12 protein-coding genes are annotated in these 18,310 nt (G+C 55.5%); 10 read left to right on the top strand and 2 right to left on the bottom strand.

What is annotated here, in order from left to right; translation table 11 throughout:
* Positions 1-20: 20 nt before the first annotated feature.
* Positions 21-1,580 (bottom strand): galactarate dehydratase, encoded by a 1,560-nt coding sequence (garD, locus tag AC6I8W_RS16435; protein ID WP_497835860.1) that lies wholly within the window; start codon positions 1,578-1,580, stop codon positions 21-23.
* Positions 1,581-2,091: 511 nt separating this feature from the next.
* On the opposite strand from garD, the gene AC6I8W_RS16430 reads away from it, so the two are divergent.
* From AC6I8W_RS16430 to AC6I8W_RS16405, 6 genes are all read left to right on the top strand, one after another.
* On the top strand, positions 2,092-3,438 hold the full coding sequence (locus tag AC6I8W_RS16430; protein ID WP_497835859.1) for an MFS transporter: 1,347 nt from the start codon (positions 2,092-2,094) through the stop codon (positions 3,436-3,438).
* A 9-nt stretch (positions 3,439-3,447) separates the two neighbouring features.
* The gene (locus AC6I8W_RS16425; RefSeq protein ID WP_497835858.1) at positions 3,448-4,794 is read left to right on the top strand and encodes an enolase C-terminal domain-like protein; all 1,347 of its coding nucleotides are present in this window, start codon (positions 3,448-3,450) and stop codon (positions 4,792-4,794) included.
* Between the two features lie 10 nt (positions 4,795-4,804).
* Positions 4,805-6,136, top strand: coding sequence for a glucarate dehydratase (gene gudD / locus AC6I8W_RS16420; protein ID WP_497835857.1), 1,332 nt, complete (start codon positions 4,805-4,807; stop codon positions 6,134-6,136).
* A 25-nt stretch (positions 6,137-6,161) separates the two neighbouring features.
* Complete coding sequence (gene garL / locus AC6I8W_RS16415) at positions 6,162-6,932, top strand: 2-dehydro-3-deoxyglucarate aldolase (protein WP_021184542.1); 771 nt, start codon at positions 6,162-6,164, stop codon at positions 6,930-6,932.
* A gap of 19 nt (positions 6,933-6,951) precedes the next feature.
* A complete protein-coding gene (gene garR, locus AC6I8W_RS16410) occupies positions 6,952-7,836 on the top strand; it encodes a 2-hydroxy-3-oxopropionate reductase (protein WP_497835856.1) in 885 nt (294 codons plus the stop codon).
* Between the two features lie 86 nt (positions 7,837-7,922).
* Positions 7,923-9,062 carry a glycerate kinase gene (locus tag AC6I8W_RS16405; protein WP_497835855.1) on the top strand — a complete coding sequence of 380 codons (1,140 nt, stop codon included), beginning with the start codon at positions 7,923-7,925 and terminating at the stop codon, positions 9,060-9,062.
* Between the two features lie 62 nt (positions 9,063-9,124).
* On the opposite strand, the gene barA is transcribed toward AC6I8W_RS16405, so the two are convergent.
* Positions 9,125-11,851: a two-component sensor histidine kinase BarA gene (gene barA, locus AC6I8W_RS16400; RefSeq protein WP_497835854.1), complete on the bottom strand. Its 2,727-nt coding sequence runs from the start codon at positions 11,849-11,851 to the stop codon at positions 9,125-9,127.
* Between the two features lie 79 nt (positions 11,852-11,930).
* On the opposite strand from barA, the gene rlmD reads away from it, so the two are divergent.
* From rlmD to pyrG, 4 genes are all read left to right on the top strand, one after another.
* On the top strand, positions 11,931-13,247 hold the full coding sequence (rlmD, locus tag AC6I8W_RS16395; RefSeq protein WP_497835853.1) for a 23S rRNA (uracil(1939)-C(5))-methyltransferase RlmD: 1,317 nt from the start codon (positions 11,931-11,933) through the stop codon (positions 13,245-13,247).
* Between the two features lie 32 nt (positions 13,248-13,279).
* On the top strand, positions 13,280-15,511 hold the full coding sequence (relA, locus tag AC6I8W_RS16390) for a GTP diphosphokinase (protein ID WP_497835852.1): 2,232 nt from the start codon (positions 13,280-13,282) through the stop codon (positions 15,509-15,511).
* Positions 15,512-15,579: 68 nt separating this feature from the next.
* Positions 15,580-16,371, top strand: a complete 792-nt coding sequence (gene mazG, locus AC6I8W_RS16385; RefSeq protein WP_497835851.1) for a nucleoside triphosphate pyrophosphohydrolase — start codon at positions 15,580-15,582, stop codon at positions 16,369-16,371.
* A 254-nt stretch (positions 16,372-16,625) separates the two neighbouring features.
* Complete coding sequence (gene pyrG, locus AC6I8W_RS16380) at positions 16,626-18,263, top strand: glutamine hydrolyzing CTP synthase (RefSeq protein WP_013510244.1); 1,638 nt, start codon at positions 16,626-16,628, stop codon at positions 18,261-18,263.
* Positions 18,264-18,310 lie beyond the last annotated feature (47 nt).

Below are 18,310 nucleotides of genomic sequence, written 5' to 3'. Positions count from 1 at the left end.
CGCCGCGACGTATCAGGGGATCAGGTCACTGGCGCCGGATTAAACACCGCCAGCTGATTGCGAATGCCCCAGCGATCTGACCATGTCTGCTTGCGTGCGCTGGCAATATCCAGAATCAGTTCAAACAACCGCCAGCCTACCTGCTCGATACTCTCCTCGCCGGTGGCGATGGTGCCCGCATTGATATCCATCAAATCATGCCAACGTTCAGCCAGTGCGCTGCGCGTCGCCATCTTGATCACCGGAATTGCCGCCAGACCATATGGCGTACCGCGACCGGTGGTAAATACCTGCAACGTAATGCCGGATGCCATCTGCTGAGTACCGCAGACAAAATCGCTGGCGGGCGTCGCCGCATAGATCAAACCGCGTTTGGTGGGCCGCTGTCCCGGTGACAACACCTCAACGATCGGGCTGCGACCCGATTTGGCAATTGATCCCAGCGCTTTTTCCACCACATTTGCCAGGCCGCCTTTCTTGTTGCCGGGCGAGGGGTTAGCGCTACGGTCGGTTTGCCCGAGGCTGAGGTAGTCGTCATACCACGCCATCTCCTCCAGCAGGCGTTTGCCGGTCGCCTCATTGACCACGCGCGGCGTCAGCAGATGGATAGCATCACGCACTTCGGTCACTTCGGAAAACATCACTGTCGCGCCGCAACGTACCAACAGATCAGAAGCAAAGCCCACAGCCGGGTTAGCGGTGACGCCGGAAAACGCATCGCTACCACCACATTGCATACCGATGACCAGCTCAGAAGCCGGGCAGGTTTCACGCTTACGTTGATTCAGCCGCTTCAGATGGCGTTCGGCGACCTGCAAAATCTCATCCACCATCGCACCGAAGCCGACCAGACGTTCATCCTGCAAACGCACAATGTCGTTATCATCCAGCGAGATGGCCTGCACATCGGGCGTGCCGGTCAGCAGGCGCTCGGGCTGCAATTTCTCACAACCGAGGCTAACCACCATCACTTCGCCGCCAAAATTGGGGTTCAGCGCGAGGTTATGAATGGTACGAATCGGTACTACCGCCGCAGGGGCGTTGATCGCCACGCCACAACCATAAAGATGATTGAGTGCTACTACACCATCCACATTGGGATAACGAGGCAACAGATCCCGTTCGATAATTTTCACCACATAATCCACTACACCTGCGACACAATGCACGCTGGTGGTGATACCGAGTAGATTACGGGTTCCTACACTGCCATCGGCATTGCGGTAACCTTCGAAGGTATAACCCTCAAGTGGTGGTAAATCAGGTGGGACATTATTCGCCAGCGGCAGGCTGGCGAGGGGGGGCGCTTCGGGCAGCGCCACCAGTGACTCTTCAATCCAGCTGCCCTGGGCAATGGGACGCAGTGCGTAGCCGATGACCTCACCGTAGCGCACAATCGCACCCTGCAAGGGAATATCAACCAGCGCGACTTTATGGCCTTGCGGCACATGCTCAGTCAACTGCAGCCCATCGTCAAAGCGGGTGCCCGCAGGCAGCCCCTGGTTATTCACCACGATGGCGACGTTATCGCTATCGTGAACTTTAATATAAAGCGGTTTCTCGCTTAGAGGTCGGTTCATTGCTCACCTTCCATTCTGCCGCGCTGTACATGGCAACGCGGTGTCATTGATTGCTTCCGTCACGCCATCTTTTTTTTGCCAGCCTTAGTATATGCAGGGGTATTCCCCAATACATTGTGCAACTGACTGGCTTTCAGCAATTTTATTGCGTCAGTTTGGTACGTTTAACCAAACGCAAGTGAAGGGACTCACAAAGCGGTAGAAAGCTGTACGTTAATTGACCATTGTTGGGGCGATTTTGATGGTTCCGTGAGCCATGCCGCAGCGTTATGTGCAAACGCCATAAAATGCCTATCCTGGTGATGAAATCATCGGGCTTTCTTCCAGTGTTTCGCTCCCCGCCTGTTCTTATACTGGCTCTCGTTATCCAACGTTAGGTTATTCGTCACGACGCATCATCGTATTGCCAATATAAAAATCGCCGTGTTTAACCGAACATCATTCTGATACCCAACGCGATGTGTATGCAGTCAGAGTGAATGTAGCTACCGCTATATTTCAGGAGTGCATCATGAATAGTTTTAGCCAGACAGCGGAAGCGGTGCAAAAGCGCACCAACGCCCGTTACTGGATTGTGGTGATGTTATTTATCGTCACCTCTTTCAACTACGGGGACCGCGCAACGATTTCGATTGCCGGTTCTGCCATGTCCAAGGATATCGGCCTTGATTCGGTCGGTTTAGGATATATTTTCTCAGCATTCTCATGGGCTTATGTTATCGGACAAATCCCTGGCGGCTGGTTGCTCGACCGTTTCGGATCGAAACGTGTCTACTTCTGGAGCATCTTCACCTGGTCGCTGTTTACCTTCCTGCAAGGATTCGTCGATCTGTTCAGCGGCTTCGGCATTGTGGCTTCGTTGTTTATGTTGCGCTTCCTCGTGGGGCTGGCTGAAGCACCGTCGTTCCCCGGTAACAGCCGTATCGTTGCAGCCTGGTTCCCGGCACAGGAACGTGGTACGGCAGTCGCTATCTTCAACTCCGCTCAATACTTCGCCACGGTAATTTTCGCGCCGATTATGGGCTGGTTGACCTCAGAAGTGGGCTGGGCGCATGTGTTCTGGTTTATGGGCGGACTGGGCATCATCATCAGTTTTATCTGGCTGAAAGTCATCCACGATCCCAATGACCATCCTGGCGTTAATAAAGCCGAGTTGGAATATATGGAGCAGGGTGGTGCGCTGATCAATATGGATGCCAAAAAGGCCGAGCATAAGGTCAGCTGGAGTGAAAAGTTCTATCAAATCAAACAACTGCTGACTTCCCGCATGATGCTGGGTATTTACCTCGGTCAATACTGCGTCAACGCCTTAACTTACTTCTTCATTACCTGGTTCCCGGTTTATCTGGTGCAGGCGCGTGGCATGTCGATTCTGAAAGCCGGGTTTATCGCTTCAGTTCCGGCGGTGTGCGGCTTCCTGGGTGGCGTATTGGGAGGGGTGATCTCCGATTACCTGATGCGTAAAACCGGATCTTTGAACATTGCGCGTAAAACGCCGATTGTGGTCGGCATGCTGATGTCCATCAGTATGGTGATGTGTAACTACACCCAAACTGAGTGGGTGGTGGTGTTCTTTATGGCGCTGGCGTTCTTTGGTAAAGGCATCGGGGCGCTGGGCTGGGCAGTGATGGCAGATACCGCGCCGAAAGAGATCAGTGGCCTGAGCGGCGGTCTGTTCAATATGTTCGGTAACTTCTCCGGCATTGTCACCCCGATCGCCATTGGCTACATCATCGCCACCACCGGTTCTTTTGAAGGGGCACTGATTTATGTCGGTATCCACGCTTTCGTCGCCGCGTTCAGCTTCCTGGTGATTGCCGGGGATATCAAACGTGTCGAATTGAAACATCGGGCATAAGGACAGAGCATGAATACGCAAAGTACCCCTGTCATCACCGATATGCAGGTGATTCCGGTTGCCGGTTACGACAGCATGTTGCTCAACATCGGCGGTGCGCACAGCGCCTGTTTTACCCGTAATATTGTGGTGCTGACTGATAGTGCCGGACATACCGGCGTCGGTGAAGCGCCAGGTGGTGAGACCATTTATCAGACGCTGGTCGAGGCGATTCCGCAAGTGAAAGGGCAGCAAGTGGCGCGCATGAACCGTCTGGTGCAGCAGGTGCACAAAGGCAATCAGTCGGCGGATTTCGACACCTTTGGCAAAGGCGCCTGGACGTTTGAACTGCGTGTCAACGCGGTGGCCGCGCTGGAAGCAGCGCTGCTGGATTTGCTTGGCCAGTGCCTGGGCGTCCCGGTGGCGGAGCTGCTCGGCCCCGGTCAGCAGCGTGATGAAGTGACTGTGCTCGGTTATCTGTTCTACATCGGCGATCGTCGTAAAACCGATCTGCCGTACCTGAGCGGCGACGCTGCCAGCCATGATTGGTATCACCTGCGCCATCAGGAGGCGTTGACACCGGACGCAGTGGTGCGTCTGGCCGAGGCGGCGCAGGATAAATACGGCTTTAAAGATTTCAAACTGAAAGGCGGTGTGTTGCCGGGTGAACAGGAAATCGCGTCGGCGGTGGCGTTGAAAAAACGTTTCCCTGACGCGCGTATCACCGTTGACCCCAACGGGGCCTGGCTGCTTGATGAAGCGATCGGCCTGTGTAAAGGCATGGGGGATGTCCTGACCTATGCGGAAGATCCCTGCGGTGCCGAGCAAGGCTACTCAGGCCGCGAGGTGATGGCGGAATTTCGTCGCGCCACTGGCCTGCCGGTAGCCACCAATATGATTGCCACCAACTGGCGCGAGATGAACCATGCGGTGATGTTGAATGCTGTCGATATCCCGCTGGCAGACCCGCATTTCTGGACACTAAGCGGCGCGGTACGCGTGGCGCAGTTGTGTGACGACTGGGGACTCACCTGGGGTTGTCATTCCAACAACCATTTCGACATTTCGCTGGCGATGTTCACCCATGTTGGTGCGGCCGTACCCGGTAAACCCACCGCGATTGATACCCACTGGATCTGGCAGGAGGGCGACCAGCGCCTGACCAAAGAACCGCTGCAAATTCGCAACGGCAAAATCGCCGTACCGGATAAACCCGGCCTTGGCATTGAGCTGGACTGGGATCGCCTGCAACAAGCCAATGCGCTGTACAAATCTCTGCCGGCGGGAGCACGTAATGATGCCACGGCGATGCAATATCTGGTTCCCGGTTGGTCGTTCGACCGTAAGCGTCCGGCCTTCGGTCGCAGCAAAGTATAAGGAGCAGGAAATGAGTCAGACACCGAAAATTACATCCATGCAGGTCATTCCGGTAGCCGGTCACGACAGCATGTTGCTCAATCTGAGCGGTGCGCATGCGCCTTTCTTCACCCGCAATATCGTCATCATTAAAGATAATGCGGGACATACCGGTGTGGGGGAGATTCCGGGCGGCGAGAAAATTCGTCAGACGCTGGAGGATGCTGCGGCGCTGGTGGTGCATAAAACCGTCGGTGAATACAAAAACATCCTTAACCTGGTGCGCAGTACCTTTGCCGATCGTGATTCCAGCGGCCGTGGCACCCAGACCTTTGACCTGCGCACCACCATCCATGTGGTCACCGGGATTGAAGCCGCACTGCTCGACCTGCTTGGCCAGCATTTGGGCGTCAATGTTGCGTCGTTGCTGGGCGATGGCCAGCAGCGCGATCGCGTGGAAATGCTCGGCTATCTGTTCTACGTCGGCGATCGTAAGAAAACTTCGCTGCTGTACCAGAACCAGGAAAACGACAAATGCGACTGGTATCGCCTGCGTCATGAAGAGGCGTTGACGCCGGATACCGTGGTACGCCTGGCAGAAGCGGCGTATGAAAAATATGGCTTCAATGATTTCAAGCTGAAAGGTGGCGTGCTGCGCGGTGGTGAAGAGGCTGAAGCGGTCACTGCACTGGCGAAGCGTTTCCCACAGGCGCGAGTTACCCTCGATCCCAACGGTGCCTGGTCGCTGAATGAGGCGATTATGCTCGGCAAACAACTGAAGGGCGTGCTGGCGTATGCCGAAGACCCGTGCGGTGCTGAGCAGGGCTATTCCGGGCGTGAAGTGATGGCGGAATTCCGTCGTGCCACCGGGCTGCCCACCGCCACCAATATGATCGCCACCGACTGGCGTCAGATGGGGCATACCCTGTCACTGCAATCGGTCGATATCCCGTTAGCCGATCCCCACTTCTGGACCATGCAAGGTTCGGTGCGTGTGGCGCAGATGTGTCACGACTTTGGCCTCACCTGGGGCTCGCACTCCAACAACCATTTCGACGTGTCGCTGGCGATGTTCACCCACGTGGCGGCGGCGGCACCGGGCGCGATCACCGCCATCGATACCCATTGGATCTGGCAGGAAGGCAACCAGCGCCTGACTAAAGAACCGTTCCAGATCAAAGGTGGCATGGTGCAGGTGCCGCAGAAACCGGGTCTGGGCGTTGAGCTGGATATGGATCAGGTGATGCAGGCCAATGCGCTGTATCAGAAACACGGCCTGGGCGCGCGCGATGACGCTCAGGCGATGCAATTCCTTGTGCCCAACTGGACCTTTGATAACAAACGTCCGTGCCTGGTGCGCTAATTTTTCCGTTACAGGAGTCAAGATAATGAGCAATACAGCCTGGCCGAATGCTTTTCGTCGCCGTTTGCTGGCAGGAGAAACCCTGATTGGCAGCTGGTGCGCGCTGGCCAATCCGATCACCACCGAAGTACTGGGCCTGGCGGGCTTTGACTGGCTGGTGCTGGATGGCGAACACGCACCTAATGACATCACCACCTTTATTCCGCAACTGATGGCGCTGAAGGGGAGCCATAGCGCACCGGTGGTACGCCCCCCCTGCAACGAACCGATCATCATCAAGCGCCTGTTGGATATCGGTTTCTATAACTTCCTGATTCCGTTCGTTGAAACCGCAGAAGAAGCCACGCGTGCGGTGGCATCAACCCGCTATCCAGGGGCCGGGATTCGCGGTGTATCGGTCTCGCACCGCAGCAACATGTACGGCACGCTGCCGGATTATAACGCCACCATCAATGACAACATCACGGTGTTGGTGCAGATCGAATCCCAGCTGGCGGTGGACAACATTGATGCCATTGCTGCCGTGGAAGGCGTAGACGGTATCTTCGTTGGACCGGGCGACCTCTCTGCTGCGCTGGGGTATCTCGGTCAGCCTGCTCATCCGGAAGTGCTGAAGGTCATTAAATACATTTTTGAACGTGCCAAAGCGGCGGGTAAACCGAGCGGTATTCTGGCTCCGGTAGAAGCCGACGCCCGCCGTTATCTGGAATGGGGAGCCAGTTTTGTTGCCGTCGGCAGCGATCTGGGTGTTTTCCGCAACGCCACTCAGGCGCTGTGCGACAAATTTAAGAAGTAACTGATCAAGGGGCAACGTAATGAAAATTGGATTTATCGGCCTGGGCATCATGGGCAAACCGATGAGTAAAAACCTGCTGAAAGCGGGATATTCGCTGGTGGTACGTGACAACAACGCGGCAAGCGAAGCCGAGCTGGTTGAGCTGGGCGCTTTGACGGCGAAAAGCGCAAAAGAAGTGGCACAACAGGTGGATGTAGTGATCACCATGGTGCCGAACTCACCGCAGGTGAAAGAAGTGTGTCTGGGTGAGAACGGCATCATTGATGGTGGGAAACCGGGCCTGATCGTGATTGACATGAGTTCAATCGCGCCGCTGGCCAGTCGCGAAGTCCACGACGCACTGGCAGTGAAAGGCATCAAAATGCTGGATGCGCCGGTCAGCGGCGGTGAGCCAAAAGCGATTGAAGGTACGCTGTCAGTGATGGTGGGTGGTGATAAAGCGGTGTTTGACCAGTGCTACGACATCATGAAAGCGATGGCAGGTTCGGTGGTGCACACCGGTGACATCGGTGCCGGCAACGTGACCAAGCTGGCGAACCAGGTGATTGTGGCGCTGAATATTGCGGCGATGTCCGAAGCGCTGTCACTGGCGACCAAAGCGGGTGTGAATCCGGAACTGGTCTATCAGGCGATTCGTGGTGGTCTGGCAGGTAGCACGGTGTTGGATGCTAAAGCGCCGATGGTGCTGGATCGCAACTTCAAACCGGGCTTCCGCATTGATCTGCACATCAAGGATCTGGCTAACGCGCTGGATACCTCACATGGCGTGGGTGCACAGTTGCCGCTGACTGCCGCGGTGATGGAGATGATGCAGGCGCTGAAGGCCGACGGTCTGGGCACCGCCGACCACAGCGCGCTAGCCTGCTATTATGAAAAATTAGCGAAAGTTGAGATTACCCGGTAGCTCGCACGTCCGGTATCGCAGGATACCGGACGGCCAGGTTGCCTTAGCAGGACGGATTTCCGTCATCAACCGCGCTCGGATTGCCTATGAAAATCGTTATCGCACCGGATTCATATAAAGAGAGTTTATCCGCCTTTGAAGTAGCTTCAGCGATAGAAGCGGGATTCCGCGACATCTTCCCTGAAGCTGACTACGTAAAAATACCGGTCGCCGATGGTGGTGAAGGCACGGTAGAAGCGATGGTGGCGGCAACGCAGGGAAGCATTGTCAGGCTGACGGTCACCGGACCGTTGGGGGAGCCTGTTGATGCGTTTTATGGTTTGTCGGGTGACACCCGCACCGCGTTTATTGAGATGGCGGCGGCCAGTGGTCTGGAACTGGTGCCAACGTCGCGTCGCGACCCGCTGATTACTACCTCCTTTGGTACAGGCGAACTGATCAAGAACGCGCTGGATCGTGGGGTTGGGCATATCATTATTGGTATTGGCGGCAGCGCCACCAATGATGGCGGTTCTGGCATGATGCAGGCGCTCGGCGCACGTTTGCTGGATCCGCAGGGCAACGAGATTGCTTACGGTGGCGGAGCCTTGCCGCAGTTGGCACGGATTGAAATCGATGGCTTAGATCAACGCATCCGACAGTGCCGTTTCGAAGTGGCCTGCGATGTGACCAATCCCCTCACGGGTGCACAAGGGGCCTCGGCGGTGTTTGGCCCGCAGAAAGGCGCAACGCCGGAGCTGGTACAACAGCTGGATCAGGCGCTGGCGCACTACGCCGATATTATTCATCGCGACCTGGATATTGATGTGCTGCATATCGCTGGCGGTGGTGCGGCAGGTGGGATGGGGGCAGCGCTGCACGCGTTTTGCCAGGCTGAATTGCGTCGCGGTATCGAGATCGTTACCGAAGCGTTGGGCCTCGCCGCACAGGTGCAGGATGCCGATCTGGTGATTACCGGTGAAGGGCGTATCGACAGCCAGACCATCAACGGCAAAGTGCCGATTGGTGTGGCGCAGGTGGCGAAACAATTTAACAAGCCGGTGATTGGCATTGCGGGCAGTCTGACGGCAGATGTGGGTGTGGTGCATGAGCACGGGCTGGATGCGGTGTTCAGCGTGTTGTTTGGCATCTGTTCGCTGGAAGAAGCGCTGGCGAATGCCGCGCGGAACGTGCGCCTGACGGCACGTAACGTAGCGGCAACGATTAAGGTTGGCAACAGCCTGTAGTGGCGCGATTTATCGCGCCGGTTTTTCCCGTATCGCGCATGGAGTTGCGTGGTACGGGGGAATTATGACTGCAACAACGTGCGGGCTTCGCGCGCGACATTGTCCATCTCGTCGCTCAGCTCCAGCAATTCAGGCTCCAGCGCGGCAATATCACTCTCCTGATGCAGGCTCTTTTCCAGTTGCCGACACAATTCTTTCAAACGCGGTACGCCGCTGTAGCTGGCGCTGCCATGCAGTTTGTGAATAATTTCACGTAAGCCGGTCACATCGTGGTTTTCCATACAAGATTCCACGTGTTGCGCCACCTCGGGCAGGAAATCCAACAGCATTTGCAACAGATCGCGAGCAAGGTCTTCCTTATGCGCCGCCTGGCGTAAAGCCAATGCCCAATCCAGTGAAGGGGCTACCGTCGGTGCGGCCAGGTGGCTTACGACGTTGCGCGGTGTATAACGCTGCAATAGCTGGCTGAGTTTGTCTTCATCAATTGGCTTCGCCAGATAATCGTTCATACCGGCATTGATCAACTGCTTACGCTCGCCATCCAGCGCATGGGCAGTGACCGCTACAATCGGCGTGGCTGCATGTAGCGGTAGGCTGCGGATAATCTCGCTGGCGCGGATACCGTCAATCTCCGGCATCTGAATATCCATCAGAATCACATCCAGCGGGCGCAGACGTGCCTGGCGAATCGCCTGTTCAGCGTTGTCACACAAAATGATGTGTTCAACCTGTTCCTCCAGCAGTGCACCGATCAGCTTCAGGTTGGCCGGATTGTCATCCACCGCCATCACCGTCAGCGGCTGGCGTGTCCCGCGCGGCAAGGCTTCGCGTTGTCGACTGTGGAAATCGAGCAGCATGGGTAGCAGGCGCGTCAGGGATACCGGTTTAGTCAGGCAACCGGCAATGCCACGTGCGCGCAATTCATCAGCATGCAACATCATTTCACTGGGTAGCGCCAGTAGCACCGAGTCGGCGCGGTTCAGCAGGTGTGCGATCATCTCATCAGGTAACGTGGGAGAGGTTTTGCTCTCCACCGGCAGTCCCATCAGCAACAGCGGGAAGTGGGTATCGCCCAACTCCTCCAGCGTGGCGGCGTGCTGTACCTGCAACGGCGTGCCACTCAGCATCTCCAGCACCGTCTTTGCCACCGCCGGGTGTGGCTCGACATAGGCCAACTGCGATGATCGCAAGTCCTCCAGTGCACGCGGCAGCGGCGGCGCATTCGGATTGAGATCCAATTGGATATGCACCCAAAAGGTCGACCCCTCGCCCTGGCGGCTGTGAAAAGCGATTTCACCCCCCATCTCATGTACCAGTTTCTGGGTGATGACCAACCCAAGCCCGGTTCCGCCGTGGCGGCGCGAAATGCTGGCATCGGCCTGACGAAAAGCCTGGAACAGCTGCGTTTGTTGTTGATCGGAGATACCAATGCCGGTGTCGTGCACCTGAATCTCCAGTGCGACGCGCATGGTGTTGATATGGCGCAGCTCAACGCGCAGGTCGATATGTCCCTGCTCGGTGAATTTGATGGCATTGCCGATCAGGTTAATCAAAATCTGTTGCAGGCGCAGCGGATCGCCAATCACGTTGTCTGGCACTTGTTTTTCCAGGCAAACGGTCATCTCTAACCCTTTCTCGTGTGCCGATGGGGCCAGCAACACCAGGGTTTCATCAAGCGTGGCACGCAGGGGGAAGGGGATCGACTCCAGCACCAGTTTGCCCGCTTCCAGCTTGGAAAAATCCAGCACGTCATTGATGATGCTTAGCAGGTTGGCGGCAGAGCGTTCGATGGTACTCATATAATCACGTTGATTGGTGCTGAGACCGGTTTTCAGCATCTGGCGGGTGAAGCCGATGACGCCGTTTAATGGCGTGCGCAGTTCATGCGACATATTGGCCAGGAACTCGGATTTGATGCGTGCCGCCTCCTGGGCGCGCTTCTTCGCCAGGTCCAGCTCGACGTTCTGGATCTCCAACTGCTCCAGCGTCTCACGCAGGTCGTAAGTCGCCTGGTCGATATTCTGCTGCATCTCTTCGTGGTAGGCGGTCAGCGACATCGCCATAGCGTTGATACCGTTCTTCAGAATGCTAAGTTCGCCCAGCATATAACCCTCGACACGGCTGTCGAGCTGACCACGACGAATGCGGTCGACGGTGGTCACCATATTACGAATCGGACCGGTGACGTCGCGCATCAGGCGATAGGCAAACAACATGGCGATACACAGACAAAACAGCAGCAGCAGGGTGGCAACAAACACCTCTTTGTACTGTTCAAGACGTACCGATTGCAGATCCAGCTCAATCGCCACATATCCTAGCGGATTGCCGTTAGGTTTCGCATCTTCCTGCGGCAGTTCATCGACGGAATAACGCTCTGCCACGATCGGAGTGCGCAGGACCATCAGGTTGCCACGGCGTTCAACCGAGACGCCATCCCCCAGGGTGGAGATATCCTCTTTCTGCACCAGGCTAAGATTCTGGTTGTTATTTGAAGTGACATAGATGTGATTGTTGTTGTCGAAAACGGTAATCGCACGGACAATATCGGAATGGCGGCGATGCAGCAGGCTGACCAGTTCGCGTATCGCATCGCGGTTGTGCCATGTCATGCCATATTCGGCGGAAACCGCCAACGGCTCGATAATGTTCGCACCCGCATCCTGGACCTGATGCTGCAATTCGTTATAGCGGTGAACCACGAAAAAAGTACTGAGCAACAGGCCAATCATCAGCGTTGGCGCCAGTATCAGAATCATCATTCGCGCCCGCAGGCTGTATTTGGTCATAGTAAGGCCTGGCGACTCCTGGCAAGTTTATCCCTGTGCAAACGGCACAACCCATTCAGAATAGAGAATTTACAACACTATGGCGCAATTTTACTCCGCAAAACAGCGGGTGACGACCAGACAGCGTATTACCGTCACCATCGAAGACCTTGATCCCTTTGGACAAGGTGTTGCGCGCCATAATGGCAAAGCGATGTTTGTCAGCGGCGCATTACCCGGTGAGCAGGCTGAGGTGTCGGTGCTGGAAGATAAACGCCAGTACGTGCGTGCTAAAGCCACGCGCATTACCAACCCCAGTGTGGAGCGGGTGACGCCGCGTTGCCCGCACTTTGGTGTCTGCGGCGGTTGCCAGCAGCAGCATGTTTCGGTGGCGTTGCAGGAACAAAGCAAAGCTAAAGCGCTGGAACGGATGCTAAGCCGTGACGCGCCTTTACCGGTACGTGTTGATGAAATCATCAGTGGTCATGCCTGGGGTTACCGTCGTCGCGCCCGTCTGGGGTTGCAGTGGCAGCCAAAACAGCAGCGTTTACAGATGGGGTTTCGCAAAGCGGCCAGTAACGATCTGGTGGAGTTAACGCAATGCCCTATTCTGGCGCCCGAACTTGAAGCGTTGTTGCTGCCGCTGCACCGCTGCCTCAGTGGTTTAAATACGGTGAAGCGTCTGGGCCATGTTGAGCTGGTGCTGGCGGATAATGGTCCGCTGATGGTATTGCGCCATCTTGATGCATTGTCCGCTGACGATCGTGCAAAACTGGAACGCTTTTCGCATGAACATGATGTGATGCTGTATCTCGCTGACGGCAGCGACGATCTGACGACCTTGCAGCCCGATGCGCCGTTTTATCGTTCATTCAACCTGCAATTGACCTTCAGCCCACAAGATTTCATTCAGGTGAATGATGGGGTAAACCAGCAGATGGTGGCGAAAGCCATTGACTGGCTTGACTTACAGCCACAGGACCGGGTGTTGGATCTGTTTTGCGGTATGGGAAACTTTACCTTACCTGTAGGAAAGTTCGTAGAAAATGCCGTTGGTGTGGAGGGCGTTGCAGCATTAGTACGGCAGGCAGCGTATAATGCAGACCTGAATAATCTGAAAAATGTCCGCTTTTTCCAGCATAACCTGGAAGAAGACGTTGCGCGCCAGGCATGGGCTGCGCAGGGATTTAATAAGGTGTTACTGGACCCGGCGCGTGCCGGGGCGGCAGGCGTGATGTCGCACATTGTTAAACTTGCGCCGGAACGCGTGGTCTATGTTTCTTGTAACCCAACAACACTTGCCCGCGACAGTCAGACATTACTGTCGGCGGGTTACCATTTGGAAAGGGTCGCGATGCTGGATATGTTCCCTCATACCAGTCATCTCGAATCCATGGTGCTGTTCAGCAAAACATAAGCGACACCTAAGTCGCTGTGGCAGGAGAGGATATGGTTGCGGTTAGAAGTGCGCATTTAAATACGGCGGGGGAATTTGCCCTCGACCAGTGGATTGCCAGTTTAGGCATTGCCAACCCGCAATCCTGTCAGCGTCTGGCTGACACCTGGCGCTACTGTGAAGCCGAAACGCACGACCATCCTGATCAGGCACAGCTGCTGTGGCGCGGTATTGAGATGGTGGAAATCCTCTCAATGCTGAGTATGGATATCGACAGTCTGCGCGCCGCGCTGATTTTCCCATTGGCAAATGCCGATGTGGTCAGCGAAGAAGAACTGGAGCAGACCGTTGGCAAAGGCATTGTCTCGTTGGTGCATGGCGTGCGCGATATGGATGCGATCCGTCAGCTGAAGGCGATCCATAACGACTCGATGGCCTCCGAGCAGGTCGATAACGTGCGCCGCATGTTGCTGGCGATGGTGGAAGATTTTCGCTGCGTGGTGATCAAACTGGCGGAGCGTATCGCTCACCTGCGTGAAATGAAAGACGCGCCGGAAGATGAGCGCGTCCTCGCCGCGAAAGAAAGCACCAATATCTATGCGCCACTGGCTAACCGCCTCGGCATCGGTCAGCTCAAATGGGAGCTGGAGGATTACTGCTTCCGCTATCTCCATCCCGATGAATACAAACGTATCGCCAAGCTGCTGCATGAGCGGCGTATCGATCGTGAACAGTACATCGATAACTTTGTCGATAACCTGCGTAAAGAGATGCAGAAAGAGGGCGTGCGTGCCGAGGTGTATGGCCGTCCGAAACACATCTACAGCATCTGGCGCAAGATGCAGAAAAAATCGCTGGCGTTTGACGAGTTATTCGACGTGCGCGCGGTACGCATCGTGGCGGAACGTTTGCAAGATTGCTATGGTGCGCTCGGTACGGTGCATACCCTGTATCGCCACCTGCCCAGCGAGTTTGATGACTACGTCGCCAACCCGAAACCCAACGGTTATCAGTCCATCCATACCGTGGTATTGGGGCCGCAGGGCAAAACGGTCGAAATCCAGATTCGTACCCGCCAGATGCATGAAGATGCCGAACTGGGCGTCGCGGCGCACTGGAAATACAAAGAGGGGCCGACCAGCAGCAGCACGCGTGGTGCTGCGGGCCATGAAGAACGTATAGCCTGGCTGCGTAAGTTGATCACCTGGCAGGAAGAGATGTCCGATTCTGGCGAGATGTTGGAAGAAGTCCGCAGCCAGGTGTTTGACGACCGCGTGTATGTCTTTACCCCGAAAGGCGATGTGGTGGACCTGCCTGCAGGTTCAACGCCGCTCGATTTCGCTTACCACATTCACAGCGATATCGGCCACCGTTGCATCGGCGCGAAAATTGGCGGACGCATCGTACCGTTCACCTACCAGTTACAGATGGGGGATCAGGTTGAGGTCATCACCCAGAAGCAGCCGAACCCAAGCCGCGACTGGCTTAACCCGAACCTCGGCTATATCACCACCAGCCGTGGTCGTTCCAAAATACACAACTGGTTCCGTAAACAGGATCGCGACAAGAATATTATCGCCGGTCGTCAGATTCTCGATACTGAATTGACCCAGTTGGATATCAGCCTGCGCGAGGCGGAGAAGCTGTTGCTGCCGCGTTATAACGTCACGTCGCTGGAGGAACTGCTGGCGGCGATTGGCGGTGGTGATATTCGCCTCAACCAGATGGTCAACTTCCTGCAAGGTAAGCTGAATAAGCCAAGCGCCGAGGAGGAAGATCGCGAAGCGCTGCGCCAACTGACGCAGAAATCCTATACGCCATCGGCGCGCAAAGAGAGCGGGCGCGTGGTGGTGGAAGGTGTCGGCAACTTGCTGCACCATATCGCCCGTTGCTGCCAGCCGATTCCGGGCGACGATATTGTCGGCTTTATTACCCAGGGACGCGGCATTTCAATTCACCGGGCGGATTGTGACCAGTTGGCGGAACTGATCTCCCACGCGCCGGAGCGTATCGTTGATGCGGTGTGGGGCGAAAGTTATTCCAGCGGTTATTCGCTGGTGGTGCGCGTCACGGCGAACGACCGCAGCGGCCTGCTGCGCGATATCACCACCATTCTGGCGAATGAGAAGGTGAATGTGCTGGGCGTCTCCAGCCGCAGCGATACCCGTAAGCAGCTGGCGACCATCGATATGGATATTGAAATCTATAACCAGCAGGTGCTGGGCCGCGTGCTCGCCCGACTGAATCAGGTGCCGGATATTATCGACGCGCGCCGTCTGCATTAAACCCCATGCCCATACCGTCGCGGTGCGATTTATCGCGCCGCGACGAAATATTCCCAAAGGACCTGCCCATGAATGCCCTTCAACGCCTGCTCACCATCATGCAAACTCTGCGCGATCCTGAGTGTGGCTGCCCGTGGGATCGCCAACAAACGTTTGCCTCCATCGCGCCTTATACGCTGGAAGAAACCTATGAAGTGATTGATGCCATCCAGCGTGAAGATTTTGACGATCTGCGCGGAGAATTGGGCGATCTGCTGTTCCAGGTGGTGTTTTACGCCCAAATGGCCAGCGAGCAGCAACGCTTCAACTTTGATGATATCTGCAATGCTATCAGCGATAAACTCGAACGCCGTCACCCGCATATCTTCGGCGATGCCAAAGCAGAAAATGCGCAGGAAGTGCTGAAGAACTGGGAGGCAATCAAACACAGCGAGCGGGCAGAAAAAGCCCAGCATTCGGCACTGGATGATATCCCTAAAGCTCTGCCCGCGTTGATGCGTGCGCACAAAATCCAGAAGCGATGCAGTAATGTTGGTTTCGACTGGAATAACCTTGGCCCGGTGCTGGATAAAGTGCATGAAGAGATTGACGAAGTGATGCACGAAGCGCAGCAGGCGGTGGTCGATAGCGCCAAACTTGAGGAAGAAATCGGCGATTTATTATTCGCGACGGTAAATCTTTCGCGTCATCTGGGTAGCAAAGCCGAGGTGGCGCTTCAGAAGGCTAATGATAAATTTGAACGTCGTTTTCGTCAGGTGGAAGCCTTGATTAGCGCGCAGGGCATGGCGATGACGGATGCCACACTGGAACAGATGGAAGAAGCCTGGCAGCAGGTGAAAGTTAGCGAGAACAAGGACTAACGCGAACACTGACGATTTGTTGATTATTCCAGCAGTGCGCATAAAATCGCCGCTTGAGCTTACTCGATTCAGCCATGCGGCAACTTTGTGACGTGCATCAACATTTCATCCCTGGCTATCCGCTATGTTACCCGCTGCACTGCGTAGGAGGAGAGGGTGGTGATTGATCAATTGTGGCAGGTGACGACTTCAGGTATACTGTTTTCCCGTCCTGGTTATTCCATCGTCTTTAAACCTAAACTCTCAGGTTCAGCATGACAACGAACTATATTTTTGTGACCGGCGGGGTCGTATCCTCTCTGGGGAAAGGCATTGCCGCAGCCTCCCTCGCAGCCATCCTTGAAGCACGTGGTCTGAATGTGACCATCATGAAACTCGATCCGTACATCAACGTCGATCCGGGTACCATGAGCCCAACTCAGCACGGTGAAGTTTTCGTTACCGATGACGGGGCCGAGACCGATCTGGATTTGGGTCACTACGAGCGCTTCATCCGCACCAAAATGACGCGCCGCAACAACTTTACTACTGGCCGAATCTACTCAGAAGTGCTGCGCAAAGAGCGTCGCGGCGACTATCTGGGCGCGACCATCCAGGTGATCCCACACATCACCAACGCCATCAAAGAACGCATCATTGAAGGTGGCGAAGGTCACGACGTCGTTCTGGTGGAAATCGGCGGCACCGTCGGGGATATCGAGTCTCTGCCGTTCCTCGAAGCGATTCGCCAGATGGCGGTCGATGTGGGCCGTGAACACACCATGTATATGCACCTGACACTGGTGCCGTACATGGCTGCCGCAGGCGAAGTGAAGACCAAGCCAACGCAGCACTCGGTAAAAGAACTGCTTTCCATCGGGATTCAGCCGGATGTGCTGATTTGCCGTTCTGACCGCGCCGTTCCGGCTAACGAACGCGCCAAAATCGCGCTGTTCTGTAACGTACCGGAAAAAGCGGTTATTTCACTGAAAGATGTCGACTCCATTTACAAGATCCCGGGCCTGCTGAAATCGCAGGGTCTGGATGACTACATCTGCAAACGCTTCAACCTGAATGCCCCGGAAGCCAATTTGGCCGAGTGGGAGCAGGTAATTTACGAAGAAGCCAATCCGGGCGGCGAAGTGACCATCGGTATGGTCGGCAAATATGTCGAACTGCCGGATGCCTACAAATCCGTGATTGAAGCACTGAAACACGGCGGCCTGAAAAACCGCGTCACCGTTAACATCAAGCTGATCGATTCGCAGGATGTTGAAACTCGCGGTGTCGAATTACTGAAAGATCTGGATGCTATTCTGATCCCTGGCGGCTTTGGCTACCGTGGTGTGGAAGGCAAACTGATGACCGCGCAATACGCGCGTGAAAACAACGTGCCTTACCTCGGCATCTGCCTGGGAATGCAGGTTGCGCTGATGGAATTTGCCCGCAATGTGGCGGGTATGGCTGGCGCCAACTCAACTGAATTTGTGCCAGACTGTAAGTACCCGGTGGTTGCGCTGATCACCGAATGGCGTGATGAAGAAGGCAATGTCGAAATGCGTAGCGAGCAGAGCGATCTGGGCGGCACCATGCGTCTGGGTAGCCAGCAGTGCCAGCTTACGCCGGAGAGCAAAGTACGCCAGCTGTACGGCTCAGACGTGATCACTGAACGTCACCGCCACCGTTATGAAGTAAACAATATGCTGTTGAAGCAGATTGAAGCGGCGGGTCTGCGTATTGCGGGCCGTTCCGGTGACGATCAACTGGTCGAAATCATTGAGATTCCAAACCATCCGTGGTTTGTGGCCTGTCAGTTCCACCCGGAATTCACGTCGACCCCGCGTGATGGTCATCCGCTGTTTGCTGGCTTTGTGAAAGCGGCACAGGAATACCAGAAGCGGTTAGCGAAGTAAGTTTCACGAGCAGCGCGCGAGGTTTTCGCGCGTTGTTTGTCTTAGGA

The organism is Pantoea sp. X-Soil-TKNS-1211, from assembly GCF_059730495.1.
The sequence above is the reverse complement of the archived record's forward strand: the minus strand, read 5'-3'. Positions and strand labels throughout refer to the sequence as shown.